Annotated in this window: 22 protein-coding genes; 13 read left to right on the forward strand and 9 right to left on the reverse strand. The window is 67.9% G+C overall.

The window, feature by feature from the left end:
- Nucleotides 1–14: 14 nt before the first annotated feature.
- Nucleotides 15–839 (reverse strand): hypothetical protein, encoded by an 825-nt coding sequence (locus tag ACJH6H_RS19425; protein ID WP_406775604.1) that lies wholly within the window; start codon nt 837–839, stop codon nt 15–17.
- Between the two features lie 225 nt (nt 840–1,064).
- Here ACJH6H_RS19425 and folP point away from each other — a divergent pair, with 225 nt between their 5' ends.
- From folP to ACJH6H_RS19450, 5 genes are all read left to right on the forward strand, one after another.
- Entirely contained in the window at nt 1,065–1,889 is an 825-nt protein-coding gene (gene folP, locus ACJH6H_RS19430; protein WP_406775627.1) for a dihydropteroate synthase, read from the forward strand.
- A 5-nt stretch (nt 1,890–1,894) separates the two neighbouring features.
- Nucleotides 1,895–2,827 carry a glucosyl-3-phosphoglycerate synthase gene (locus ACJH6H_RS19435; protein ID WP_212814938.1) on the forward strand — a complete coding sequence of 311 codons (933 nt, stop codon included), beginning with the start codon at nt 1,895–1,897 and terminating at the stop codon, nt 2,825–2,827.
- A gap of 46 nt (nt 2,828–2,873) precedes the next feature.
- Nucleotides 2,874–3,179 carry a DivIVA domain-containing protein gene (locus tag ACJH6H_RS19440; RefSeq protein ID WP_060999033.1) on the forward strand — a complete coding sequence of 102 codons (306 nt, stop codon included), beginning with the start codon at nt 2,874–2,876 and terminating at the stop codon, nt 3,177–3,179.
- Nucleotides 3,176–3,760, forward strand: coding sequence for a DNA-3-methyladenine glycosylase I (locus ACJH6H_RS19445; protein ID WP_135355553.1), 585 nt, complete (start codon nt 3,176–3,178; stop codon nt 3,758–3,760). Before ACJH6H_RS19440 ends, ACJH6H_RS19445 begins: the two co-directional genes overlap by 4 nt.
- Before the next feature lie 154 nt (nt 3,761–3,914).
- A complete protein-coding gene (locus ACJH6H_RS19450; RefSeq protein WP_005059648.1) occupies nt 3,915–4,082 on the forward strand; it encodes a DUF3117 domain-containing protein in 168 nt (55 codons plus the stop codon).
- A 1-nt stretch (nt 4,083) separates the two neighbouring features.
- Here the strand turns inward: ACJH6H_RS19450 and glgA are convergent, their stop codons facing one another.
- Nucleotides 4,084–5,253 (reverse strand): glycogen synthase, encoded by a 1,170-nt coding sequence (gene glgA, locus ACJH6H_RS19455; RefSeq protein ID WP_406775605.1) that lies wholly within the window; start codon nt 5,251–5,253, stop codon nt 4,084–4,086.
- A 77-nt stretch (nt 5,254–5,330) separates the two neighbouring features.
- Here glgA and glgC point away from each other — a divergent pair, with 77 nt between their 5' ends.
- Nucleotides 5,331–6,545, forward strand: coding sequence for a glucose-1-phosphate adenylyltransferase (glgC, locus tag ACJH6H_RS19460; RefSeq protein ID WP_061010717.1), 1,215 nt, complete (start codon nt 5,331–5,333; stop codon nt 6,543–6,545).
- Here the strand turns inward: glgC and ACJH6H_RS19465 are convergent.
- From ACJH6H_RS19465 to ACJH6H_RS19490, 6 genes are all read right to left on the reverse strand, one after another.
- Complete coding sequence (locus ACJH6H_RS19465) at nt 6,542–7,135, reverse strand: DUF4126 domain-containing protein (RefSeq protein WP_406775606.1); 594 nt, start codon at nt 7,133–7,135, stop codon at nt 6,542–6,544. The genes glgC and ACJH6H_RS19465 overlap by 4 nt on opposite strands.
- 72 nt (nt 7,136–7,207) lie before the next feature.
- Complete coding sequence (locus tag ACJH6H_RS19470; protein WP_406775607.1) at nt 7,208–7,882, reverse strand: methyltransferase family protein; 675 nt, start codon at nt 7,880–7,882, stop codon at nt 7,208–7,210.
- A gap of 8 nt (nt 7,883–7,890) precedes the next feature.
- On the reverse strand, nt 7,891–9,528 hold the full coding sequence (locus tag ACJH6H_RS19475; protein WP_406775608.1) for an ABC transporter permease: 1,638 nt from the start codon (nt 9,526–9,528) through the stop codon (nt 7,891–7,893).
- Nucleotides 9,525–10,448, reverse strand: a complete 924-nt coding sequence (locus ACJH6H_RS19480; RefSeq protein ID WP_406775609.1) for an ATP-binding cassette domain-containing protein — start codon at nt 10,446–10,448, stop codon at nt 9,525–9,527. The genes ACJH6H_RS19475 and ACJH6H_RS19480 overlap by 4 nt, the downstream gene beginning before the upstream one ends.
- The gene (locus tag ACJH6H_RS19485) at nt 10,445–11,098 is read right to left on the reverse strand and encodes a TetR/AcrR family transcriptional regulator (protein WP_061007091.1); all 654 of its coding nucleotides are present in this window, start codon (nt 11,096–11,098) and stop codon (nt 10,445–10,447) included. Before ACJH6H_RS19485 ends, ACJH6H_RS19480 begins: the two co-directional genes overlap by 4 nt.
- Nucleotides 11,099–11,504: 406 nt before the next feature.
- Nucleotides 11,505–12,251 carry an O-methyltransferase gene (locus ACJH6H_RS19490; RefSeq protein ID WP_226520965.1) on the reverse strand — a complete coding sequence of 249 codons (747 nt, stop codon included), beginning with the start codon at nt 12,249–12,251 and terminating at the stop codon, nt 11,505–11,507.
- A gap of 237 nt (nt 12,252–12,488) precedes the next feature.
- Between ACJH6H_RS19490 and sigE the strand changes: the two genes are divergently transcribed.
- The 4 genes from sigE (at nt 12,489) to tatB (ending at nt 15,820) form a co-directional block, all read left to right on the forward strand.
- The gene (gene sigE, locus ACJH6H_RS19495; protein WP_082762086.1) at nt 12,489–13,322 is read left to right on the forward strand and encodes an RNA polymerase sigma factor SigE; all 834 of its coding nucleotides are present in this window, start codon (nt 12,489–12,491) and stop codon (nt 13,320–13,322) included.
- A 90-nt stretch (nt 13,323–13,412) separates the two neighbouring features.
- A complete protein-coding gene (rseA, locus tag ACJH6H_RS19500) occupies nt 13,413–13,820 on the forward strand; it encodes an anti-sigma E factor RseA (RefSeq protein WP_406775610.1) in 408 nt (135 codons plus the stop codon).
- Between the two features lie 84 nt (nt 13,821–13,904).
- Entirely contained in the window at nt 13,905–15,398 is a 1,494-nt protein-coding gene (locus tag ACJH6H_RS19505; protein ID WP_346416948.1) for a trypsin-like peptidase domain-containing protein, read from the forward strand.
- Nucleotides 15,398–15,820: a Sec-independent protein translocase protein TatB gene (gene tatB, locus ACJH6H_RS19510; RefSeq protein WP_406775611.1), complete on the forward strand. Its 423-nt coding sequence runs from the start codon at nt 15,398–15,400 to the stop codon at nt 15,818–15,820. The genes ACJH6H_RS19505 and tatB overlap by 1 nt, the downstream gene beginning before the upstream one ends.
- A gap of 5 nt (nt 15,821–15,825) precedes the next feature.
- Here the strand turns inward: tatB and ACJH6H_RS19515 are convergent, their stop codons facing one another.
- Entirely contained in the window at nt 15,826–16,533 is a 708-nt protein-coding gene (locus ACJH6H_RS19515) for a TetR/AcrR family transcriptional regulator (protein ID WP_212812629.1), read from the reverse strand.
- 140 nt (nt 16,534–16,673) lie between these two features.
- Here ACJH6H_RS19515 and ACJH6H_RS19520 point away from each other — a divergent pair, with 140 nt between their 5' ends.
- The 3 genes from ACJH6H_RS19520 to ACJH6H_RS19530 all read left to right on the forward strand — a co-directional run bounded on the left by ACJH6H_RS19520 (nt 16,674) and on the right by ACJH6H_RS19530 (nt 20,586).
- Nucleotides 16,674–17,759 carry an oxygenase MpaB family protein gene (locus ACJH6H_RS19520; protein WP_212812628.1) on the forward strand — a complete coding sequence of 362 codons (1,086 nt, stop codon included), beginning with the start codon at nt 16,674–16,676 and terminating at the stop codon, nt 17,757–17,759.
- Nucleotides 17,760–17,800: 41 nt separating this feature from the next.
- Complete coding sequence (locus ACJH6H_RS19525) at nt 17,801–19,492, forward strand: aldehyde dehydrogenase family protein (protein ID WP_406775612.1); 1,692 nt, start codon at nt 17,801–17,803, stop codon at nt 19,490–19,492.
- 182 nt (nt 19,493–19,674) lie between these two features.
- The gene (locus ACJH6H_RS19530) at nt 19,675–20,586 is read left to right on the forward strand and encodes an acyl-ACP desaturase (protein WP_406775613.1); all 912 of its coding nucleotides are present in this window, start codon (nt 19,675–19,677) and stop codon (nt 20,584–20,586) included.

The following is a 20,586-nucleotide window of genomic DNA, read 5'->3' on the forward strand; positions in this document are numbered from 1 at the left end:
ATTCGGTCAGCTGATCACCACGTCACCGACGTCTCGACGTGGCCGAGTTCGGCTTTCTGGTTGCCGCTGGCGTCCTTGCACGACAGCACCACGTTGTAGGTGCTCAATGTTGGTGCGCCACTGAAGGATTCGGTGTGGCTGCCGTTGGCGGGAACGTTGAACTGCCGCGTCGTCTTCTTCGGGACCAGCGGGTTGATCGAATCCGCCGTCGCGGTGTAGTTGCACGTCGCCGTGATGTTGGAGGTGTTGGTGACGTTGAACGCGATGCTGGACACGCCGGGTGCGCCGAACGACGCCTGAATGGCGTTGGTGACGTCAGGGATCGGGGCGCAGGTCTGGCCGGCCGGCACCGTCGGGGTGGGCGAGCCCGCGGGGCACTGCACCGGGGGCTTCTCCGCCGGTGGCGGGGTCACGACCGGCGGTGCCTTCGGGGTGGGTTTCGCGTCCCCGGGCATGGTGAACGTCGTGTTCGACCACGGACCGCACCAGTCGCCCTCGAGATCCTTCTTGCGGCACCCCTGCACCGCGATGTTCCAGTGGGCACCCGGGCCGCCACCGAGCGTGAATCGGGTGGTCGCGCCGTTGATGCACTTGAAGCCCTCTTCTTGCTGCTCGCCGCCGTCGATCTTCCAGTGCACCGCGTCGACGACATAGTCGCCGTGCACCCGGGGGCAGCCGCTGATGACGCAGATCGCGGTGGTGATCTCGCCGGGTTCCTGATTGCAGTTCACGTCGAGACCGTTGGGTAGGGCCCCGGCGGGCGCCGGTGCCAACACGGGGAAGCTCGTCATCGCGGCAACGACGGCGACGCGCGTGAAATACAGTGCTCGCTTGCTCATCTGCGGCCTCCTGGGAGTTTGCTCTCGATCCGATTGGACGTGAATCGAACCTATTGACCGCGGCACCTCCTCGAATCAGGGAATTCCCTACACTTCGCGGCATTTGCCACAGCGGTGGCCGCGGAATCAGCGGATTTGCGGCAGCCCGATAGCCTGGGAGTCGTGCAGTCCTCCGCAAGGGGCCAGTTCCTGGGTCGCCAGGTGGCCGGCGATCGCGCGCTGATCATGGCGATCGTCAACCGCACCCCGGATTCCTTCTATGACCGGGGGGCGACCTTCAGCGACGGCGCGGCCAAGGACGCCGCACACCAGAAGATCGCCGACGGGGCCGACGTCATCGACATCGGCGGCGTCAAAGCGGGGCCGGGCAGCACCGTGGACGCCGACGAGGAGATCGCGCGCGTCGTGCCGTTCATCGAATGGCTCCGCGGCGAGTACCCCGACCAACTCATCAGCGTCGATACCTGGCGCGCGAACGTGGCCAAGCAGGCCTGCGCGGCCGGGGCCGACCTGATCAACGACACCTGGGCCGGCGCCGATCCGGGACTGCCCGAGGTCGCCGCCGAATTCGGCGCCGGGCTGGTCTGCTCGCACACCGGCGGGGCCGTGCCCCGAACCCGGCCCTTTCGCGTCAACTACGGCGTCACCGAACGGGGTGTGGTGGACGACGTCATCGCCGAGGTCACCTCAGCGGCGCAGCACGCCGTCGATGTCGGCGTCGCGCGGGACGCCATCCTGATCGACCCGACGCACGATTTCGGCAAGAACACTTACCACGGTCTTAGTTTGTTGCGCCACGTAAAAGATCTTGTAAATACCGGATGGCCAGTCCTGATGGCCCTCAGCAACAAGGATTTCGTGGGGGAGACTTTAGGTGTCGAACTGACCGAGCGCCTGGAGGGGACGCTGGCCGCGACGGCACTCGCCGCCGCTGACGGCGCCGCCATGTTCCGGGTGCACGAGGTGGGCCCCACCCGACGCGTGCTGGAAATGGTCGCGTCGATCCAGGGCGGGCGTCCACCGAGCCGAACAGTGAGGGGACTCGCGTGACCCTAATGCCCGAGATGACTGCTGAATCCATCGCTCGCCATGCGTGGCTGGCCGAACGCAGCTGGAGCCGGCCGGCGTGGACCATCGCCGAGCTCGAGGCCGCCAAGGCCGGCCGCACCGTCTCTGTCGTGTTGCCCGCGCTGAACGAGGAAGACACCGTCGCCGACGTCATCGACAGCATCAGCCCGCTGCTGGGTGGTCTGGTCGACGAGCTCGTCGTGCTCGACTCCGGTTCCACCGACGAGACCGAACTGCGTGCCATCGAGGCCGGCGCCCGGGTCGTCAGCCGGGAACAGGCGCTGCCCGAGGTGCCGGTACAGCCCGGCAAGGGTGAGGCGCTGTGGCGCTCGCTGGCTGCCACCACCGGCGACATCATCGTGTTCGTCGACTCCGACCTGCTCGACCCCGACCCGATGTTCGTGCCCAAGCTCCTGGGCCCCCTGCTGCTCGCCGACGGGGTGCATCTGGTCAAGGGCTTCTACCGGCGGCCGCTGAAGGTCGGCGGCACCGAAGACGCCAACGGCGGCGGCCGGGTCACCGAACTCGTGGCACGGCCCCTGCTGGCATCCCTGCGGCCCGAGCTGACGTGCCTGCTGCAGCCGTTGGGCGGCGAATACGCCGGTACCCGGGAGCTGTTGACGTCGGTCGGGTTCGCGCCGGGCTACGGCGTCGAGATCGGTCTGCTGATCGACACCTACGACAAGCTGGGCCTCGACGCCATCGCGCAGGTCAATCTCGGGGTGCGCACGCACCGCAACCGGCCGTTGAACGAGTTGGCCTCGATGAGCCGTCAGGTGATCGCGACGTTGCTGTCGCGCTGCGGCATCAGCGACTCGGGCGTCGGCCTGACGCAGTTCTTCGCCGACGGCGACACCTTCACGCCCCGCACGTCGACGGTGTCACTGATCGACCGTCCCGCCATGAACACCCTGCGCTGACCCGCCTCGGCGGCACTTGTCGGTGCCATCCGGCAGGATCGTCGGTGTGACGCTGATTTTGATCTACCTCGTGGTGCTGATCCTGGTCGCGGTGGTGCTGTTCGCCCTGGGCACCGTGCTGTTCGGTCGCAGCGAGCAGCTGCCGCCGCTGGCGCGGGGCACCACAGCCACCGTGCTGCCGGCATCCGGTGTCACCGGTGCCGACGTCGACGCCGTCAAGTTCACACAGACCCTGCGCGGCTACAAGACCAGTGAGGTCGACTGGGTGCTGGACCGGCTGGCGCAGGAGCTGGACTCGCTGCGCGGCGAGCTGACGACGTTGCGGGCGCAGACCGCGGACGCCGAGCAATGACGGCTCCCGACGGCCGGGTCCGGTGCGGCTGGGTCAACATCGGGGAGTCCGCCGACGCGACGCAGTACCGCGACTACCACGACACCGAATGGGGCCGCCCGCTGCGCGGCACGCAGGCGCTGTTCGAGCGCGTCTCGCTGGAGGCGTTCCAGAGTGGCCTGTCCTGGCTGATCATCCTGCGCAAGCGGGAGAACTTCCGGGCGGCGTTCAAGGGGTTCGACGTTTCCACGGTCGCCCGCTTCGGGGAGAAGGACATCGACCGGCTGTTGGCCGATCCGGGCATCGTCCGCAACCGCGCCAAGATCGAGGCGACCATCGCCAACGCCAGGGTGATCGACGAGGGTCTGGACCTCGATGAGCTGCTGTGGTCGTTCGCGCCACCATCGCGGCCGCGGCCGGCCGAGCTGGCGCAGGTCCCGGCGACGACACCCGAATCGGTGGCCATGGCAAAGGAACTCAAGCGCCGCGGTTTCCGGTTCGTCGGCCCGACCACGGCGTATGCGTTGATGCAGGCCACCGGGATGGTCGACGACCATGTCGAGGCCTGTTGGGTGCCCCGGTACAGCTTGTCGGAGGCGTGACGGGCGGGTCTTTCACACCCTCCGGTAGCGATAGGGAACAATAGACATAGTTCAGTTGCAGTTCAGTGCCGTGAGCCGACCCGCTGAGTGGGTTGGCTCCGGCCTTGATCCGGGACCGTGGATGCGGTCCGGGCGCGTGCGGAGGGAGCACCCGATGGCGGCGATGAAGCCCCGGACCGGCGACGGTCCACTGGAAGCAACCAAAGAGGGGCGCGGCATCGTCATGCGGGTACCGCTGGAGGGTGGCGGTCGTCTGGTGGTCGAGCTGACCCCGGATGAGGCCGCAGCCCTGGGCGACGAACTGAAGAACGTCACCAGCTAGTTCAGCCGCAGACGCTCCGATAGATGTCGAGCGTCTGCTGGGCGACCTGCATCCAGGAGAACTCCTCGATGCACCGCCGACGGCCGGCCTGCCCGAATGTGCGGGCCTGTTCCGAGTTCCGGACCACCGCGTTGACCGCGTCCGCGAGCCCTGTCTCAAACCCCACCGCGTCTTCGGCGTCGTAGTGCACCAGTAATCCGGTGGTGCCGTCGTCGACCACCTCGGGAATGCCGCCGACGTCCGAGGCGACCACGGCCGTGCCGCACGCCATGGCTTCGAGGTTGACGATGCCGAGCGGCTCGTAGACCGAGGGGCAGACGAAAACCGTTGCCGTCGCCAGGATTTCCCGGATCTTCTCGAGCGGCAGCATCTCCTGGATCCAGTGCACCCCGGCGCGCGTCGCGCTGAGCTCTTTCACGGCGGCCGCGACTTCGGCGGCGATTTCGGGGGTGTCGGGTGCGCCCGCACACAGCACCAGCTGCACGTCCGGGTCGAACCGGTGGGCCGCCGCGATGAGGTGACCGACACCCTTCTGCCGGGTGATCCGCCCGACGAACGCCACGATCGGCCGGTCCGGGTCGATCCCCAGGTCAACCAGGGTCTGGCCCGCCTCGACCGGATACCAGTCGTCGGTGTCGATCCCGTTGCGCACCACGTGCACTCGCGCGGGGTCCAGCTGCGGGTAGGTGGCCAGGACGTCGGCCCGCATGCCGGCACTGACCGCGATGACGGCGTCGGCCGCTTCGATCGCCGTGCGCTCGACCCACGAGGAGATGCGGTAGCCGCCACCGAGTTGCTCGGCCTTCCACGGCCGCCGCGGCTCCAGCGAGTGCGCGGTCAGCACGTGCGGGATGCCGTGCAGCAGTGCCGTGAGGTGTCCGGCCATGCCGGTGTACCAGGTGTGCGAGTGCACCACGTCCGGCATGGCAGCCGGACCGGCGAATGCGTTGTTGACCATCGCCAGGTCCGCCGACAGCGTCGTCAGGGCCGCGTTGGCCCCGGCGAGCAGCGGATCGGGCTGGGCCACGAAGGCGTCCCGGCGCTGGACTCCCATGCAGTGGACGTCGACGTCGCACAGCTTCGTGAGCTGGCCGACGAGTTCGGTCACATGCACGCCCGCGCCGCCGTAAACCTCCGGTGGATACTCCCGCGTCATCATCGCCACCCGCATGTCGATGACGTTAACGCGTGCGGCGGGTTGGGGCGTATGTCTGGCCGCTTCGGTTGGTGGCTACTAGGTTTGGTGGCATGAGGGAACAGCCGCAGGTGCTGGGAATCGTCTTGGCCGGCGGTGAGGGCAAACGGTTGTATCCGCTGACGGCGGACCGCGCCAAGCCCGCCGTTCCGTTCGGCGGCGCCTACCGACTGATCGATTTCGTCCTGTCCAACCTGGTCAACGCCCGATACCTGCGGATTTGCGTTCTGACGCAATACAAGTCGCACTCACTGGACCGGCACATCTCGCAGAACTGGCGGCTGTCGGGTCTGGCGGGCGAGTACATCACCCCGGTCCCGGCGCAGCAGCGGCTGGGCCCGCGCTGGTACACCGGCTCGGCCGACGCCATCTATCAGTCGATGAACCTCATCTACGACGAGGACCCGGACTACATCGTGGTTTTCGGCGCCGACCACGTGTACCGCATGGACCCCGAGCAGATGGTGCGGTTCCACATCGAGAGCGGAGCGGGCGCGACGGTCGCGGGCATCCGGGTGCCGCGGGCTGAGGCGTCGGCGTTCGGCTGCATCGACGCCGACGAGTCGGGCCGCATCCGCAGCTTCATCGAGAAGCCGTCCGATCCGCCGGGCACGCCCGACGACCCGGAGCAGACGTTCGTCTCCATGGGCAACTACGTGTTCACCACCAAGGCGCTCATCGATGCCATCCGGGTGGACGCCGAGAACCACGACTCCGACCACGACATGGGCGGCAACATCATCCCGCAGATGGTCGCCGACGGGATGGCGGCCGTCTACGACTTCAACGACAACGAGGTCCCCGGCGCCACCGAGCGCGACCACGGCTACTGGCGTGACGTCGGGACGCTGGACGCGTTCTACGACGCCCACATGGATCTGGTGTCGGTGCACCCGGTGTTCAACCTCTACAACCGGCGCTGGCCCATCCTGGGGGAGTCGGAGCATCTGGCCCCCGCCAAGTTCGTCAACGGCGGTTCGGCGCAGGAATCGGTCGTCGGCGCGGGCAGCATCATCTCGGCTGCGTCCGTGCGCAATTCGGTGCTGTCGTCCAACGTCGTGATCGACGACGGCGCCATCGTCGAGGGCAGCGTGATCATGCCGGGTGCGCGCGTCGGTCGCGGCGCCGTGGTGCGGCACGCCATCCTGGACAAGAACGTCGTCGTCGGCCCCGGCGAGATGGTCGGCGTGGACCTGGAGAAGGACCGCGAACGCTTCTCGGTCAGTGCCGGCGGCGTGGTCGCGGTCGGTAAGGGCGTCTGGATCTAGACGGTCGCGTCGGTCGTGCTCCGGCGCCTTCTACGCCGCAGCAGCGCCACCGCCGCCCAGATCAGCAGCGCCAGCGCGACCAGAACCAGCACCGGCAGCACGATCGCGACGATCACCAGGCCGACACTGGCCACGTCTTCCACGGTGCTCAGCACGGGCGCCGCGAGCTCGCCGGTGGCGACGTTCGCGACGGGCCGCACCGTCGACTTGGTCAGCGACACCACGAGTGCGGTGACCGCCCCGATCACCACGGGAATCCACTGGCCGGAACTGGCGAACGCGCCCGGATCGGTGACCGCGGCGGTCTGTGCCGCGGTGCCGGAGCCGAAGACGATGCCGCCGGAGGTCGGCCGCACGAACGTCTGGATGGTGTCGTTGACGCTGTCGAGTGCGGGCACCTTGTCGGCGACGATCTCGACCACCAACAGCACGGCCACGATGCCGATCACCCAGCCGTTGGTCAACCACGCCCACGGGTGCGGTAGCTCCACGAGGTTGGTGAAGCGTCCCAGTAGGCCCATCGCCAGCAGGGGGATGTAGGCGTTGAGGCCCGACGCGGTGGCCAGACCGAGCCCGGTGAACAGTTCCACCCGTTCAGTCTCCGCGATTTGTGCACGATTTCCCGCGCTGTCCGCGGATTTTCGTGCACAAATCGCTCGGTGTCACCAGACGTAGGGGACCAACCGGTAGCGCACCTTGCGGGTGTAGTCGAGATAGCCGGGCAACTCGGTGCGCAGCATCTTCTCCTCGTCGAAGATTCGGGCCATGAGCGCCGGGGCAGCGACGAGCACCGGGACCAGCCCCCAGTAGGAGCCCAGTGCCAGCGGGGTCGCGAGCATCATGATGAGGGCGCAGATGTACATCGGGTGCCGCACGATCCCGTACAGACCCGTCGAGATGACAGGCTGATCGGCCTCCACGGAGATACTCGCGCCGGCGAAGTTGTTCTGGATGACGACCCACTGGGCCGCGACCAGGGACACCCCCACGACGACGTTGCCCAGGACCACGACCGCCGTGGGCACGTGGGTCCAGCCGAAGCGCCAGTCGAGGGCGCTGACCACACCGGTCCCGACCACCGACGCGAGGATCGCCCAGATGGCCACCTTCTGCACCGGTCGGGTCTCGGCCTTCGGGCCGCCGTGCATCCGTCGCGCCAGCGCCTCGGGATGCTTGACGGCCAGGTACATGCTCGGGCCCATGGTGGCGACCATGAAGACCGCGATGAAAACCCAGGCCTGCCAATAGTGGATGGTGCCGGCCGGCACGCACAGCAACACCGCGAAGAAGACGATGCCCCCAGCCGCCGAGGCGAGTGCCTGCAGAGCGAGTTTCATGATTTCTCCTACCGTAGATCCCGGCGCCGGAAAGCCAAGGCGCCCAAGATGATCAGAGTTGCGTCCAGAACCAGCAGCCACACCAGTGGCGTCGCGGTGAAGCTGCCCGACCCGACCCGCGGGATGTGGCTGAACGGATCGAGGTCCAGCACCCAGTGCGGTGAATTCGCCAGCGAACCAAGCAGATACACCGCGATGAAGCCGACCAGGGCGCCCCACGCCACCGGGGCGAACCGCGGCACCGCCCCGAACAACACTGTCGTCACCGCGATCAGGAGCCAGATGGCGGGCAGTTGCACCGCTGCCGAACCCAGCACCAGGGGCAGTTTGCCGCTGATGTCGCCGGCCGCGGCGCCGTAGGTCACGCCGGCCAGCAGCCCGGACGTCAGCATCGCGACGGTGGTGCCGGCCAGCGCGATCGCCAGATAGCCCGTCAGCCAACGGATCCGGCTCACCGCTCCGGCGAGCAGTGTCTCGGCACGCTGGCCGGTCTCCTCCTGATGGGGCCGCAGGGCCAGGGAGACCGCGAACGCGGCGGCGACCATGCCGAGCATGTTGAAGGCGATCGCGATGAAGGCCTCCTCCAGTGCGCTGGTACCGCCGAGGCGCGTGATGATGTCGCGGGCCGAGTCGCTGCCGCCCAGCTCGTCGCCGATACCGTGGACGACGCTGCCGACCAGCAGCCCGTACAGCCCGAGCCCGACGGTCCACACCAGCACCGAGCCGCGGGTCAGTCGCCACGCCAATCCTGTTGGGCCACGGAGCATCCCGTTGGCCCGTGGCCGGCCGCGCCGTTCGGCGAACATCCCGGCGCCGACATCGCGACCATTCTGAAGTTGGTACGCCAGTACCACCAGGGCGGCGGTCAGCGTCACGTGCAGGGCCAGCACGCCGAACCGGTCGCCGGCGTACGGGCGGACCAGAAGTGACCAGCCCAGGGGAGATACCCAGGACAGCTCGCTGCCGCTCGCGTCGCCCACTGCCCGTAGCGTGAACGCGGCGCCGAGGACGCCGAAGGCGGTACCGCGTGCGACGCGGGCACTGGCGGAGAGTTGTGCGGCCACGGCCGCGACGGCGGTGAACACCAGCCCGGAGGCCGCCAGCGCGCAACTGAAGGCCAGTGAACCGGTCACGGGCACATCGGTATTCAGCAGTCCGAGGAAGCCGAGCAAGCCGGTGAGCACCGAGCCGCCGCCTGTCAGCAGCAGCGCGGCGGTCAGGCTCGCGTTGCGGCCGACGGCCGTCGAGTCGATCAACTCGGTGCGTCCGGCCTCTTCGTCGGCGCGGGTGTGCCGGATCATCGTCAGGATGACGGCGACGGCGATCAGCACGTGGAACATGCCGGCTTTCCAGATGCCGGCCGCGCCCAGGCTGTCGTTGTAGATGTTGCCGTAGATCGCGCGCTGGGCCGGGCTGGCCATGATGCTCGCGGCGAATCCGGCGCGGGCCGCCGCGGTGGGGTAGACGGCCTCGATGCTGCCGATGTACACCGTCGACAGTGGCAGGGACAGCAGCAGCACCCAGAGCGGCAGCACGATGCGGTCGGTGCGCAGGTAAAGACGAAGCAGCCCAAGGGTTCCGGTGAAGCTGGATGCCCCGGCGGCGGGCCGGGCGGGCCGGGCCGGGCGGTCCACGGCGGCGGTCATGCCCGCACCTGCTCGGATTCGCGGCGGCTCCGGCCGTTGTCGTAGTGCCGCAGGAACAGGTCTTCGAGGGTGGGTGGCTGGCTCACCAGTGAGCGCACGCCGGCATCGCCGAGTGCCTTGATGACGGCGCCGAGGCTCTCCGATTCGACGCGCGCCGTGAGCGTCCGGCCGTCGAAGAAGATGTCGGAAACCCCTGGGAGATGGTCGATCCGGCCCGGGTTGTTGATCATGTCGGCTTTGATGGTGGTGCTCGACAGGTGCCGCATCGACTCCAGCGTCCCGGTCTCGACGGTCCGGCCGGCGCGGATGATCGTCACCCGCTGGCACAGTCGCTCGGTCTCGGCCAGGATGTGGCTCGACAGCAGGACGGTGGTGCCGCGGCCGGCGGCCTCGGCGACGCACTGCTGGAAGATGTTCTCCATCAACGGATCCAGGCCGCTGCTGGGCTCGTCGAGCAGCAACAGGTCGGCGTTCGAGGCAAACGCGGACACCAGCGAGACCTTCTGCCGGTTGCCCTTCGAGTAGGTGCGGGTCTTCTTGGTGGGGTCCAGGTCGAACCGCTCGGTGAGCTCGGCGCGGCGCTTTTCGTCGATGCCGCCGCGCATCCGGGCCAGCAGGTCGATGGTCTCGCCGCCGGTCAGCGTCGGCCACAACGTGACATCGCCCGGCACATAGGCGATGTGGCGATGCAAGGCCACGGAGTCGGTCCAGGGGTCGCCGCCGAGGAGGCGGACCGAGCCGGCGTCGGCGCGGACGAGCCCGAGCAGGATGCGGATCGTCGTCGACTTGCCCGCGCCGTTGGGCCCCAGGAAGCCGTGCACCTCGCCCCGTTCGACCCTCAGGTTGAGTCCGTCGAGTGCCCGGACCGCCCCGAAGTTCTTTGTCAGGGTGTCGATTTCGATGGCGGCGTTCACATTCACTCCTCAGTGGTGGTGACGATGGGTTGGCCTGCTTCGCGCTGCGCCAGGAATGCTTCGTACATGGTTGGGTCGGCCATCAGGCCGTTGGTGTAGAGCTCGAGCGAGGGCAGCAGCATGTCCTGCGCGTAGTCGTGCAGCACCTGGCGGAAATCTGTCGGGTTGGGGTGCAGCTGGATGTAGGTCAGGAGCGCACCACCGCTCGTCAGAGCCAGGAACCGGGCGCGGGCCTTGGGATCGCGGCTGGGCTTGAGAGTCCCGGCGCGCACACCCTCTTCGAGGTAGCCCTCGGCGTTGTCGATCATGCTCTGCCACAGCGACTTCGCGAGGTCGCCGCCGGTCTGCAGGGCCTGCATCAGATAGGCGGTCATGGGCGCGAAGGATTCGATCTCGGCGAGCTGCGCGAACCACGCGCTCGGGCTGGCGTTCTGCATCGACTCGGTTTTAGCGGCCCGAACCGTTTCGATGACGTAGGCGTCGCAGGCTTCGCGCAGCTTCTCCTTCGAGCCGAAATGGTGGATCACCAATGCCGCGCTGACCCCGGCGGCCGTGGCGATGCTGCGGACGCTGGCCGAGAAGCCGTGCTGGCCGAACTGTTCGATCGCCGCGTCGCGGATTCGGGCGACGGTGGTGAGGTCCTCGACTGAACGCATGTTTAGTACGTTAAACACGCGTTCAGTCGGGCGTCAAGGATCTGACCGTCAAGAGCCCGTAAAGATTCAGCCGCGGACCGTTGACTCTGCAGCGTGGGCGCGGGTTACTCGACCTTTTGCGCCCTGGGTGCAGGGTCAATGGGATTCGCGGTGTGCCCACTGTTGACTCTGCGGTGTGGGCGCGGGTTACTCGACTTTTTGTGCCCTGCGTGCAGGGTCAGCGGGATTCGCGGTGTGCCCACCGTTGACTCTGCGGTGTGGGCGCGGGTTACTCGGCTTTCTACGCCCTGGGTGCAGGGTCAAGGCGATTCCCGGTGTGCCCACTGTTGACTCTGTGGTGTGGGCGCGGGTTACTCGACTTTTTGCGCCCTGAGTACAGGGTCAACGCGGCCGACGCGCAGTGGCGTCAGTCGCGGACCGCGGCCAAGAGCCCGTCGCCGAGCGGGACGAGGACCGGGGTGAGCCGCTCGTCCTCGGCGATGGCACGGGTGGCCTCGCGCACCGCCGTCACGTCGCGGTCGTTGGCGGCTGCGTCGCCGGCGCGACCGCCGAGCGCCGCGCGGTGCACCACGATCACGCCGCCCGATCGCAGCAGGCGGACGCCCTCGGCGACGAACTGCGGCTGATCGGCGGGCTCGCCGTCGATGAACACCAGGTCGTAGGACTCGTCGGCCAGCCGGGTCAGGACTTCCTGCGCGCGGCCCACGATCAGCCGGGTCCGGGACGGTCCGACGCCCGCGGCGACGAACGCCTGCTTGGCCAGCCGCTGATGCTCGGGCTCGACGTCGATGGTGGTCAGCACGCCGTCCTCACGCATGCCGGACAGCAGCCACAACCCGCTGACGCCGGCGCCCGTGCCGACCTCGACGACGGCCTTGGCCGATGCGATCTTCGCCAGCACGCTCAGCAGTGCGCCCACGGCCGGGGTGACGGGGTTGGCTCCGCTCTCCTCGGCGCGCTCCCGGGTCGCCGCGGTGATCGGCTCCTCGGTGATGGACCGCTCGGCATGCTTGACGATGGCCTCGGCGGTGCTCGGCTTGGGTGCAGCGGCCGGTGCGGCAGCGACGGGCTGGGCGGGTGCCGCTGGAGCCGGCTGTGCCGGATCAGGCTGGTTGCTGCCGGCCGAAACCGTCGGGTCATCGGTGCTGGACATGTGCGCAGCGTAACGAACGCCCAGCACGCCGCCGGTCAGTACACGCGCAATAGGTCGGTGGTCTCAGCCGGCCGCGGAACGATCCTGAGCGACGGCGCGCCACGCCCGGGGTGCAAGGTTAAGTTTTGGCGAACATATAACGGGTATTCGCAGGTCATGGAGCTGGCGCGGGGTTTCTCAGGAAAAGTTCAGTTTGCTCATACATCAACCTCACCAGGGTGGGGAACCGTAATCGCCATGCACGCGAGTGTGAACGATCTGCAAGCCGATTCCGGACTCCGGCAGTCGCCGGACATTCGCGGGATCGGGAATATCGGACTCCAGGTACCGGTTTCTGCTGATGCGTCATGTGTCGACGACGCGGAACCTACGGAACTGGAGATTGCCACGACCGCCATGCCGGCCCCCACAAAGCTTGCCCCGACCCACATGTCCCATGTCCCGGTCGCCGAAGCCGAGCTGGATTGGGCTGAAGTCAGCGACGAATTGACCGGCACCGCCGTCTTCGATGCCACTGGCGATGTGGCCACCATGCCGTCGTGGGACGAGCTGGTCCGTCAGCACGCCGACCGCGTGTACCGGCTGGCCTACCGCTTGTCGGGTAACCCGCAGGACGCCGAAGACCTCACCCAGGAGACGTTCATCCGGGTGTTCCGCTCGGTGCAGAACTACCAGCCCGGCACGTTCGAAGGCTGGTTGCACCGCATCACCACCAACCTGTTCCTGGACATGGTCCGTCGCCGCACCCGTATCCGCATGGAGGCGCTGCCGGAGGACTACGACCGGGTGCCTGCCGACGACCCGAACCCCGAGGAGCTGTACCACGATTCGCGGCTCGGGCCGGACCTGCAGGCCGCACTCGACTCGCTGCCCCCGGAGTTCCGTGCCGCTGTGGTGCTGTGTGACATCGAAGGCCTGTCGTACGAGGAGATCGGCGCGACGCTGGACGTCAAGCTCGGCACCGTGCGCAGCCGCATCCACCGTGGCCGGCAGGCCCTGCGCGAGTACCTCGCCAGCCATCCGGGTGACTACTCCGAGGCGGCCGCGGCCATCTCCGCCAAGTCCGCCTGAGCGTTGTGACGTATCCGTCCCAGGTTGTCGCGCTACATTCAGTAGTAACGGCAACACGGACGAAGGCGTGGCGCGGAGAGGAGCTCGGTGATGGTCGACCGGGGACAGTTGTTCCGTCGTGCGTTCTCCTGGCTGCCCGCGCAGTTCGCCTCGCAGACCGACGGCCCCGTCGGCCCACGGCGCTTCGGGTCCACGGAGCACCTGGCCATCGAGGCTATCGCCGCATTCGTCGACGGTGAGCTGCAGATGGGTGCGCACCTGCGTGCGGCCCATCACCTGTCCCAGTGCCCGGATTGCGCCGCCGAGGTCGATGCCCAGGGGCAAGCCCGGAGCGCATTGCGCGATTCGTGCCCGATCATCGCGCCCACTGCGTTGCTGGGTGCGTTGGCGAACATCCCCAACGACACATCGATGCAGTTCGCGGAAATCCAGACATCCGGAATCGATGACCAGGACTTTGCCGATCGGCCGCCGCGGGAACGTCGTCGGCGCCGGTAGGGTTGACCCTGAATTTTGAGTGACCGAGACGCCCGTCAATGCGGGTCGTGCGGATAGAGCCAGCAGATGGGGAGTGGAAAACCGGTGACGAATCAGGACATGTCCGGAGATCGCCCCCGTCTGGCTCCGCGTCCGGTGACGCGTACCCCGGTGGACCCGGCGTCGCAGCGCGCGTTCGGCCGGCCAGAGGGCTTCACCGGTTCCTTCCTCGCCGAGGATCAGATTCGTAACCAGGGCGAGTACACCCCGACCAACCAGGCGCCCGATCCCGTGCTCGCCGAAGCCTTCGGCCGGCCCGCCGGTGGCGTCGATTCCCTGCAGCGCCACCCCGCCGACGCCGGCGCGCTGGAGGCCGAGGCCCAGGACGACGACGACGCTGTTGCCGACCCGTGGCGGGATCCGTCGGCCGCGCCGTCGCTCGGCACCCCGGCACTGCCCCCGCCGCCGCCGGTGGTGGTCGCCGCTCCTGTCGGCAAGCTCGGTGTGCGTGACGTGCTGTTCGGCCGCAAGGTCTCGATGACGGCGCTCGCGGTGCTGGCCCTGCTGGCGTTGGTCATCGGCGTGCTCGGCGGTGTCGTCGGGCGCAAGACCGCCGAGGTGGTCGAGGCCTTCACCACGTCCAAGGTCACCTTGAAGACCAGTGACGGCGGCGACCTGCCCGAGGGGCGGTTCGCGAAAGTCGCTGCCGCCGTGGCGGATTCGGTGGTCACCATCGAGGCGATGGGCGACACCGACGGATCGCAGGGTTCCGGTGTCGTGGTCGACGGCCGCGGCTACGTCGTCACCAACAACCACGTCATCTCCGACGCGGCCAAGAACCCCAGCCAGTACCACATCTCCGTGGTGTTCAACGACGGCAAGCAGGTGCCGGCGAACCTCGTCGGCCGGGATCCCAAGACCGACCTCGCGGTGCTGAAGGTCGACAACGTCGACAACCTGACCGTGGCGAAGTTCGGTGACGCCGAGAAGGTCAAGGTCGGCGACGAGGTCATCGCGGCCGGCGCCCCGCTGGGTCTGCGCAGCACCGTCACGCACGGCATCATCAGCGCACTGCACCGTCCGGTGCCGCTGTCCGGTGAAGGCTCCGACACCGACACCGTCATCGATGGCATCCAGACCGACGCCTCGATCAACCACGGCAACTCGGGTGGCCCGCTGATCAACATGAACTCCGAGGTCATCGGGATCAACACGGCCGGAAAGTCGTTGTCCGACAGCGCAAGTGGTCTCGGGTTCGCCATCCCCGTGAACGAGGTCAAGGCCACCGTCGAGGTCCTGATCAAGGACGGCAAGATCTTCCACCCGACGCTGGGCCTCAACGCCAAGTCGGCCAGCGACAAGGTCGCCTCGGGTGCCCAGGTCGTGAACGTCGTCGCCGGCAGCCCCGCGGAGAAGGGCGGCATCCTCGAGAACGACGTCGTGGTCAAGGTCGGCAACCGCAAGGTCGCCGACGCCGACGAGTTCGTGGTCGCGGTGCGTCAGCTGCAGATCGGTCAGCCCGCGCCCATCGAGGTGATCCGCGACGGCCGGCACGTGACGCTCACCGTCGTTCCCAACGCAGACACCCCGGCCAGCTGATGTTCGGCAACATCGGATGGGGCGAGATGCTCGTGCTGGTCATCGCGGGCCTCGTGATCCTGGGCCCGGAGCGGTTGCCCGGCGCCATCCGGTGGACGGCCGGCAGCCTCAAACAGGTGCGCGAGTACCTCAGCGGTGCGACCAGTCAGCTGCGTCAGGATCTCGGGCCGGAGTTCGAGGACCTGCGCCAGCCCCTCAGTGAGCTGCAGAAACTGCGCGGCATGACACCGCGCGCGGCGCTGACCAAGCATCTGCTCGACGGTGACGACTCGTTCCTCACCAGCGCCTTCGACACTCCCGCGCCGCCGGACCAGACCAAGCCGCTGACCACGCCCGAGGTCAACGGCATCCCGCCCACACCGGGCGCTCCGGGGGCGGCCCCGCAGTCGCAGACGCCGCAGTTCGACCCCGACGCGACCTGACGCCGCTAGAGATTCAGGGCCTGCAGGCGGGCCGGGTCGCGGTAGCGATCGGCGTTCTCGGCGATCTCTGCTGCCGGCGGCAGGATTTCGTCCGCGGCGACGTAGACGCCGCCCGCGCGCAGTGAGTCGTCGAGCATCAACCAGATCCAGCGGGTCAGGTCGTCGACCAGCGCGTCCTGGGTGTCGCGCAGCGGTTGTTCGAGCCAGTGCCCCGCGGCGGTCTCGACGAGGCCGACGATGCCATACGACAACCGCTCGGCATCAGCCTTCACATCGAAGGCGGCCACGTACACCTTGAGGACCGCGGTCAGCAGGTTGGCGATGGTGATCTTGATGTCGGCGAACGCGTTGAAGCCCTCATCGATGGAGCATCGCTGCAGGTACCGGTACAGGTTCGGGTGTTGCGTCAGGAAGTGGACGTGCGCGCTCACGCCGGCCCTGACGATCTGCGCCATGCTGCCCTCGGGCCGCCACACCGGCGCGAGTTCGGCGGTGATCATCTCGCTGGTCCGGTGCGCGACCTCGCGTTGCAGGTCCGCGGCGTCGACGAAGTGCCGATAGAGCTTGGTCCGGCTGACGCCGACGTGGGCGGCGATCTGCTCGGTCGAGGTCTGGGGCCCGTGTTGCTCGATCACGACGAGGGCAGCGTCGATGAACTCAGCGCGCCTGCGCTCGCGTTGGCCGGCCCAGCGACCGGTGGTGGCATCCGCCATGGCTCCTTGTTTACCTCATGTACCTGCCCGGGAGTTACCTGATGCAGCCAATCAGTGGGACTCTGGCTATCTAGTGGTACGTGCCGTACCATTTACGAAACCGCGCCGGTGGGCGCCTTCATGTTCAAAGGGGAACGACGATGGATGCTGTCGCCACTTTTCGCCGGGTCGCCGGTCTGCCGGTTGCGGACACGAAACTGACGCCCGCGGTCGACTACGGATTCTTCGGACCCGACTCGGTCACCTGGCGGGTGTGGAGCTACCCGACCTCGTTGCTGCTGGGCTTCGCCCGCGCCGTGACCATCGAGCACCTCGACCCGTACCTCGCCGCGGCGGTCGATGCCAGTGGTCAGGTGTACGCCCGCACCCGGCTGCGCTACGACCGCACCATGCAGTACTTCGCCCTGGTGGCGTTCGGTGACGCCGAGGCGGTCCTGGATGCCTCGGAGATTCTGGTCAAGATCCACGGCAAGGCCATCGGCACCGAGCCGATCACCGGCAAGCCGTTCGACGCCAACGACCCGTACTCGCAGCTGTGGATCCACCTGACCGCGTGGCACTCGATCCTCTACACCTATGAGATGTTCGGGCCGGGCAAGCTGACCGAGGCCGAGGAACTGCAGTACTGGGAAGAGTGCGCGCGGGCCGCGGAATTCCAGACCATCAACCCCGACGACGTGCCGCGCACGCGCGAGGGCATCCAGCAGTACTTCGAGCAGTACCGGCCGCAGATGGCCGGCTCCGAGGTGGCCCAGAACATGATGAACTACCTCGTCGACCTGGGCTATCACATCCTGCCCGAGCGGGTGCCGAGCTGGATGCGCCGCGTGTTCAACTGGCCGATGCGCCGGGCCATCATCGCGACCATGCCGAAGTGGATGCGCACCCTCGGCGGCATCCCGCAGAACTACTCCGACGACGTCATCGCCAAGCTCATCGCGCGGCCACTGCTGCGGGCGGTCGCGGGCATCCCGCGCCTGGAACTGGCGATCCTGGACTTCACCACCCCGCACACCACGCCGATCGTCGGCCCGACGCTGATGAAGATCCCGGCCCAGAACCCCGTCACCTACACGCCGGCCGAGGCCCGCGCGAAGTGGGGCCGGACCACGCCCTTCGAGCAGTATCAGGCGCTGCTGGCCAAGCGGGCACTCGGGCAGGGCCCCAAGCCGTACGAGCACAACCACAGCGACGCGCTGCTGGAATTCGAAGCACACGCCGGCTGATTCCGGCCCATACCGACCGCACCACCGGGAGAATTCAGCATATGACGGACATCGCGTACACGGCCCTGGTGGATCAGGCGCTGAATGAGCTCGCCGAAGGCGAGAAGGCTTGGGCGGCAACGCCTCTGGCGCGCCGGCGGGAGATTCTCGACGACGTGCAGCAGTTGGCGGTGCAGCACGGCGCCGAGTGGGTCGAGGCCGCGATCCGGATCAAGCAACTGAATCCGGAGTCGCCGCTGGTCGGTGAGGAGTGGATTTCCGGCCCGTACCCGCTGGCGGCCGGGGCGGCCGCACTGTCCGCGAGCCTGGCCAAGTTGGAGGCCGGCAAGAGCCCGCTGGACGGGGCCGACTTCAGCACCGCAGCGGGCCGGACGACCGTGAACGTGTTGCCGCTCAACGTCTTCGACAAGCTCCTGCTGTCCGGATTCAGTGCCGAGGTGTGGCTGCAGCCGGGTGTCAGTCGCGACGAGGCGCTACGGACCGCCGGTCTGGCGCAGCGGGATCCCGGTAAGACCAACGGAATCGGCGTCGTGCTCGGCGCCGGAAACATCACGTCGATCGCCCCGCTCGACACCGTCTACGAGCTGATCGCCAACAACCGCGTGGTGGCGCTCAAGCTCAACCCGGTCACCGATCCGATCCTGCCGGTGCTGACCAAGGTGCTGGCGCCGTTCATCGAGCTCGGCGCGGTGCGGATTCTCACCGGGGGCGCCGACGTCGGCACCTACCTGGTGCAGCACGACGCGGTCGACCACGTGCACATGACGGGCAGTGCCCTGACGCACGACGCCATTGTCTTCGGCGTCGGCGAAGAGGGTGCCCGGCGCAAGGCCGCGGGCGAGCCGATCCTCCACAAGGACATCACCAGCGAGCTCGGCGGGGTGTCGCCGACCATCGTGGTGCCCGGCAAGTGGAGCAAGGCCGATATCGCGTTCCAGGCCAACCACATCGCCACCCAGCGGCTGCACAACAACGGCTACAACTGCGTGGCGTCGCAGGTCGTGGTGCTGTCCTCGAAGTGGGCGCAGCGCGACGAGTTCGTCGCGGCCCTGACCAAGGCCATCGCCGCCGCGCCCAACCGCGCCGCCTACTACCCGGGCTCCGATGCGCGCGTCGCCAGCGCCGAGGCCGCCTACCCGAAAGCCCAGCGCCTCGGTGACCGCGTGCTGGTGGTGGACCCCGAGGACCGCACCGCGCTGCTGGGCACCGAGTACTTCTCGCCGGTGTACGGCGTCGTCGACCTCGACAGCGACGGCGTCGAGTTCCTCCGCGAGGCCACCCGCCTGGCCAACGAGGACTTCGTCGGCACGCTGGGCGTCAACATCGTCGCGGCGCCCGCCACCATCAAGGCGCTGGAAAAGGCCTTCGACGCCATGATCGAGGCGCTGCACTACGGCACCATCGCGGTGAACGCCTGGACCGGCGTCGGTTACCTGACGCCGCACGCCACCTGGGGCGCCTTCCCCGGGCACACGCTCGATGACGTGCAGAGCGGAATCGGTGTGGTGCACAACGGTTTCCTGATCGAGAAGCCCGAGCGCACCGTGGTGCGGGGGCCGTTCCGCCCGTCGCCGCGCTCGCTGATCGGCGGCGAGCTGTCGATCTCGCCGAAGCCGCCGTGGTTCGTCAACAACCGTACGGCCGCTTCGACCGGCCGGCTCCTCACCGCGTTCGCCGGCAAGCCGAGCTGGGCCAAACTGCCCGCGATCTTCGTGTCGGCACTGCGGGGCTGACGGGTTTCTCGGGGTTACCCGGGCAAAGCCCGGTCTGTGGTCATGCCACAGGCCGGGCTTTTTTCATGAAGTGGTCGTCACCGTCTGGTCATCGAACGCTAACCTACGCTACCGTAGGTTACGGTACCGTAGGTTCGAGAGGGTGTGGACCTGACGCCGACCACCGATGAAGGGAATGACCCATGGATACCCAGGCCGCCGTGCTGTACGAACTGGAGCCCGTCGTCGCGCAGAACCTCGACCGGCACCTCGAGATGTCGCGGGAATGGTTCCCGCACGACTACGTCCCGTGGAGCCGCGGGCGGGACTTCGCGTTCCTCGGTGGCGAAGACTGGCAGCCGGAGGACTCGCCGCTCGACCCGGTCGCCAAGACGGCCCTGACCGTCAACCTGCTGACCGAGGACAACCTGCCGTCGTACCACCGCGAGATCGCCACCCGTTTCTCCCGTGACGGGGCATGGGGCACCTGGATCGGGCAGTGGACGGCCGAGGAGGGCCGCCACAGCATCGCGCTGCGGGACTACCTGGTGGTCACCCGCGGCGTCGATCCCGTTGCCCTGGAACGGCTTCGCATGGAGCACACCGTCGCCGGCTATGACGCGGGGGACCGCAGCGCGCTGTCGGTGCTGGCCTATGTGTCATTCCAGGAACTGGCTACGCGCGTCTCGCACCGCAACACCGGCCGGGCGTCGGGCTGCCCGCTGGCGGACCAGCTCCTGGCCCGGATCGCGGCCGACGAGAACCTGCACATGGTCTTCTACCGCAACCTGATGGCCGCAGCGCTCGACATCGCACCGGACGACGCGATGGTCGCCATTCGCGACGAGGTCATCAACTTCGCCATGCCGGGGGTGGGAATGGCCGACTTCGCGAAGAACGCGCTCACCATCGCCAAGGCCGGCATCTACGACCTGCGCATCCACCACGACGACGTGCTGGTGCCGGTGCTGCGTTTCTGGAACATCTTCGAGCGCAACGATTTCGGTGCGGTCGGTGAGCAGGCTCGTGAGGAACTGATCGGGTTCCTCGGGATGCTCGACGAGCGCGCGCGGTTCTACGAGGAGAAGCGCAAGCTGGCCGCCGTGGCCGGCTGA

Origin of the sequence: Mycobacterium sp. SMC-21 (assembly GCF_045310825.1) — a bacterium.
Lineage (GTDB): Bacteria > Actinomycetota > Actinomycetes > Mycobacteriales > Mycobacteriaceae > Mycobacterium.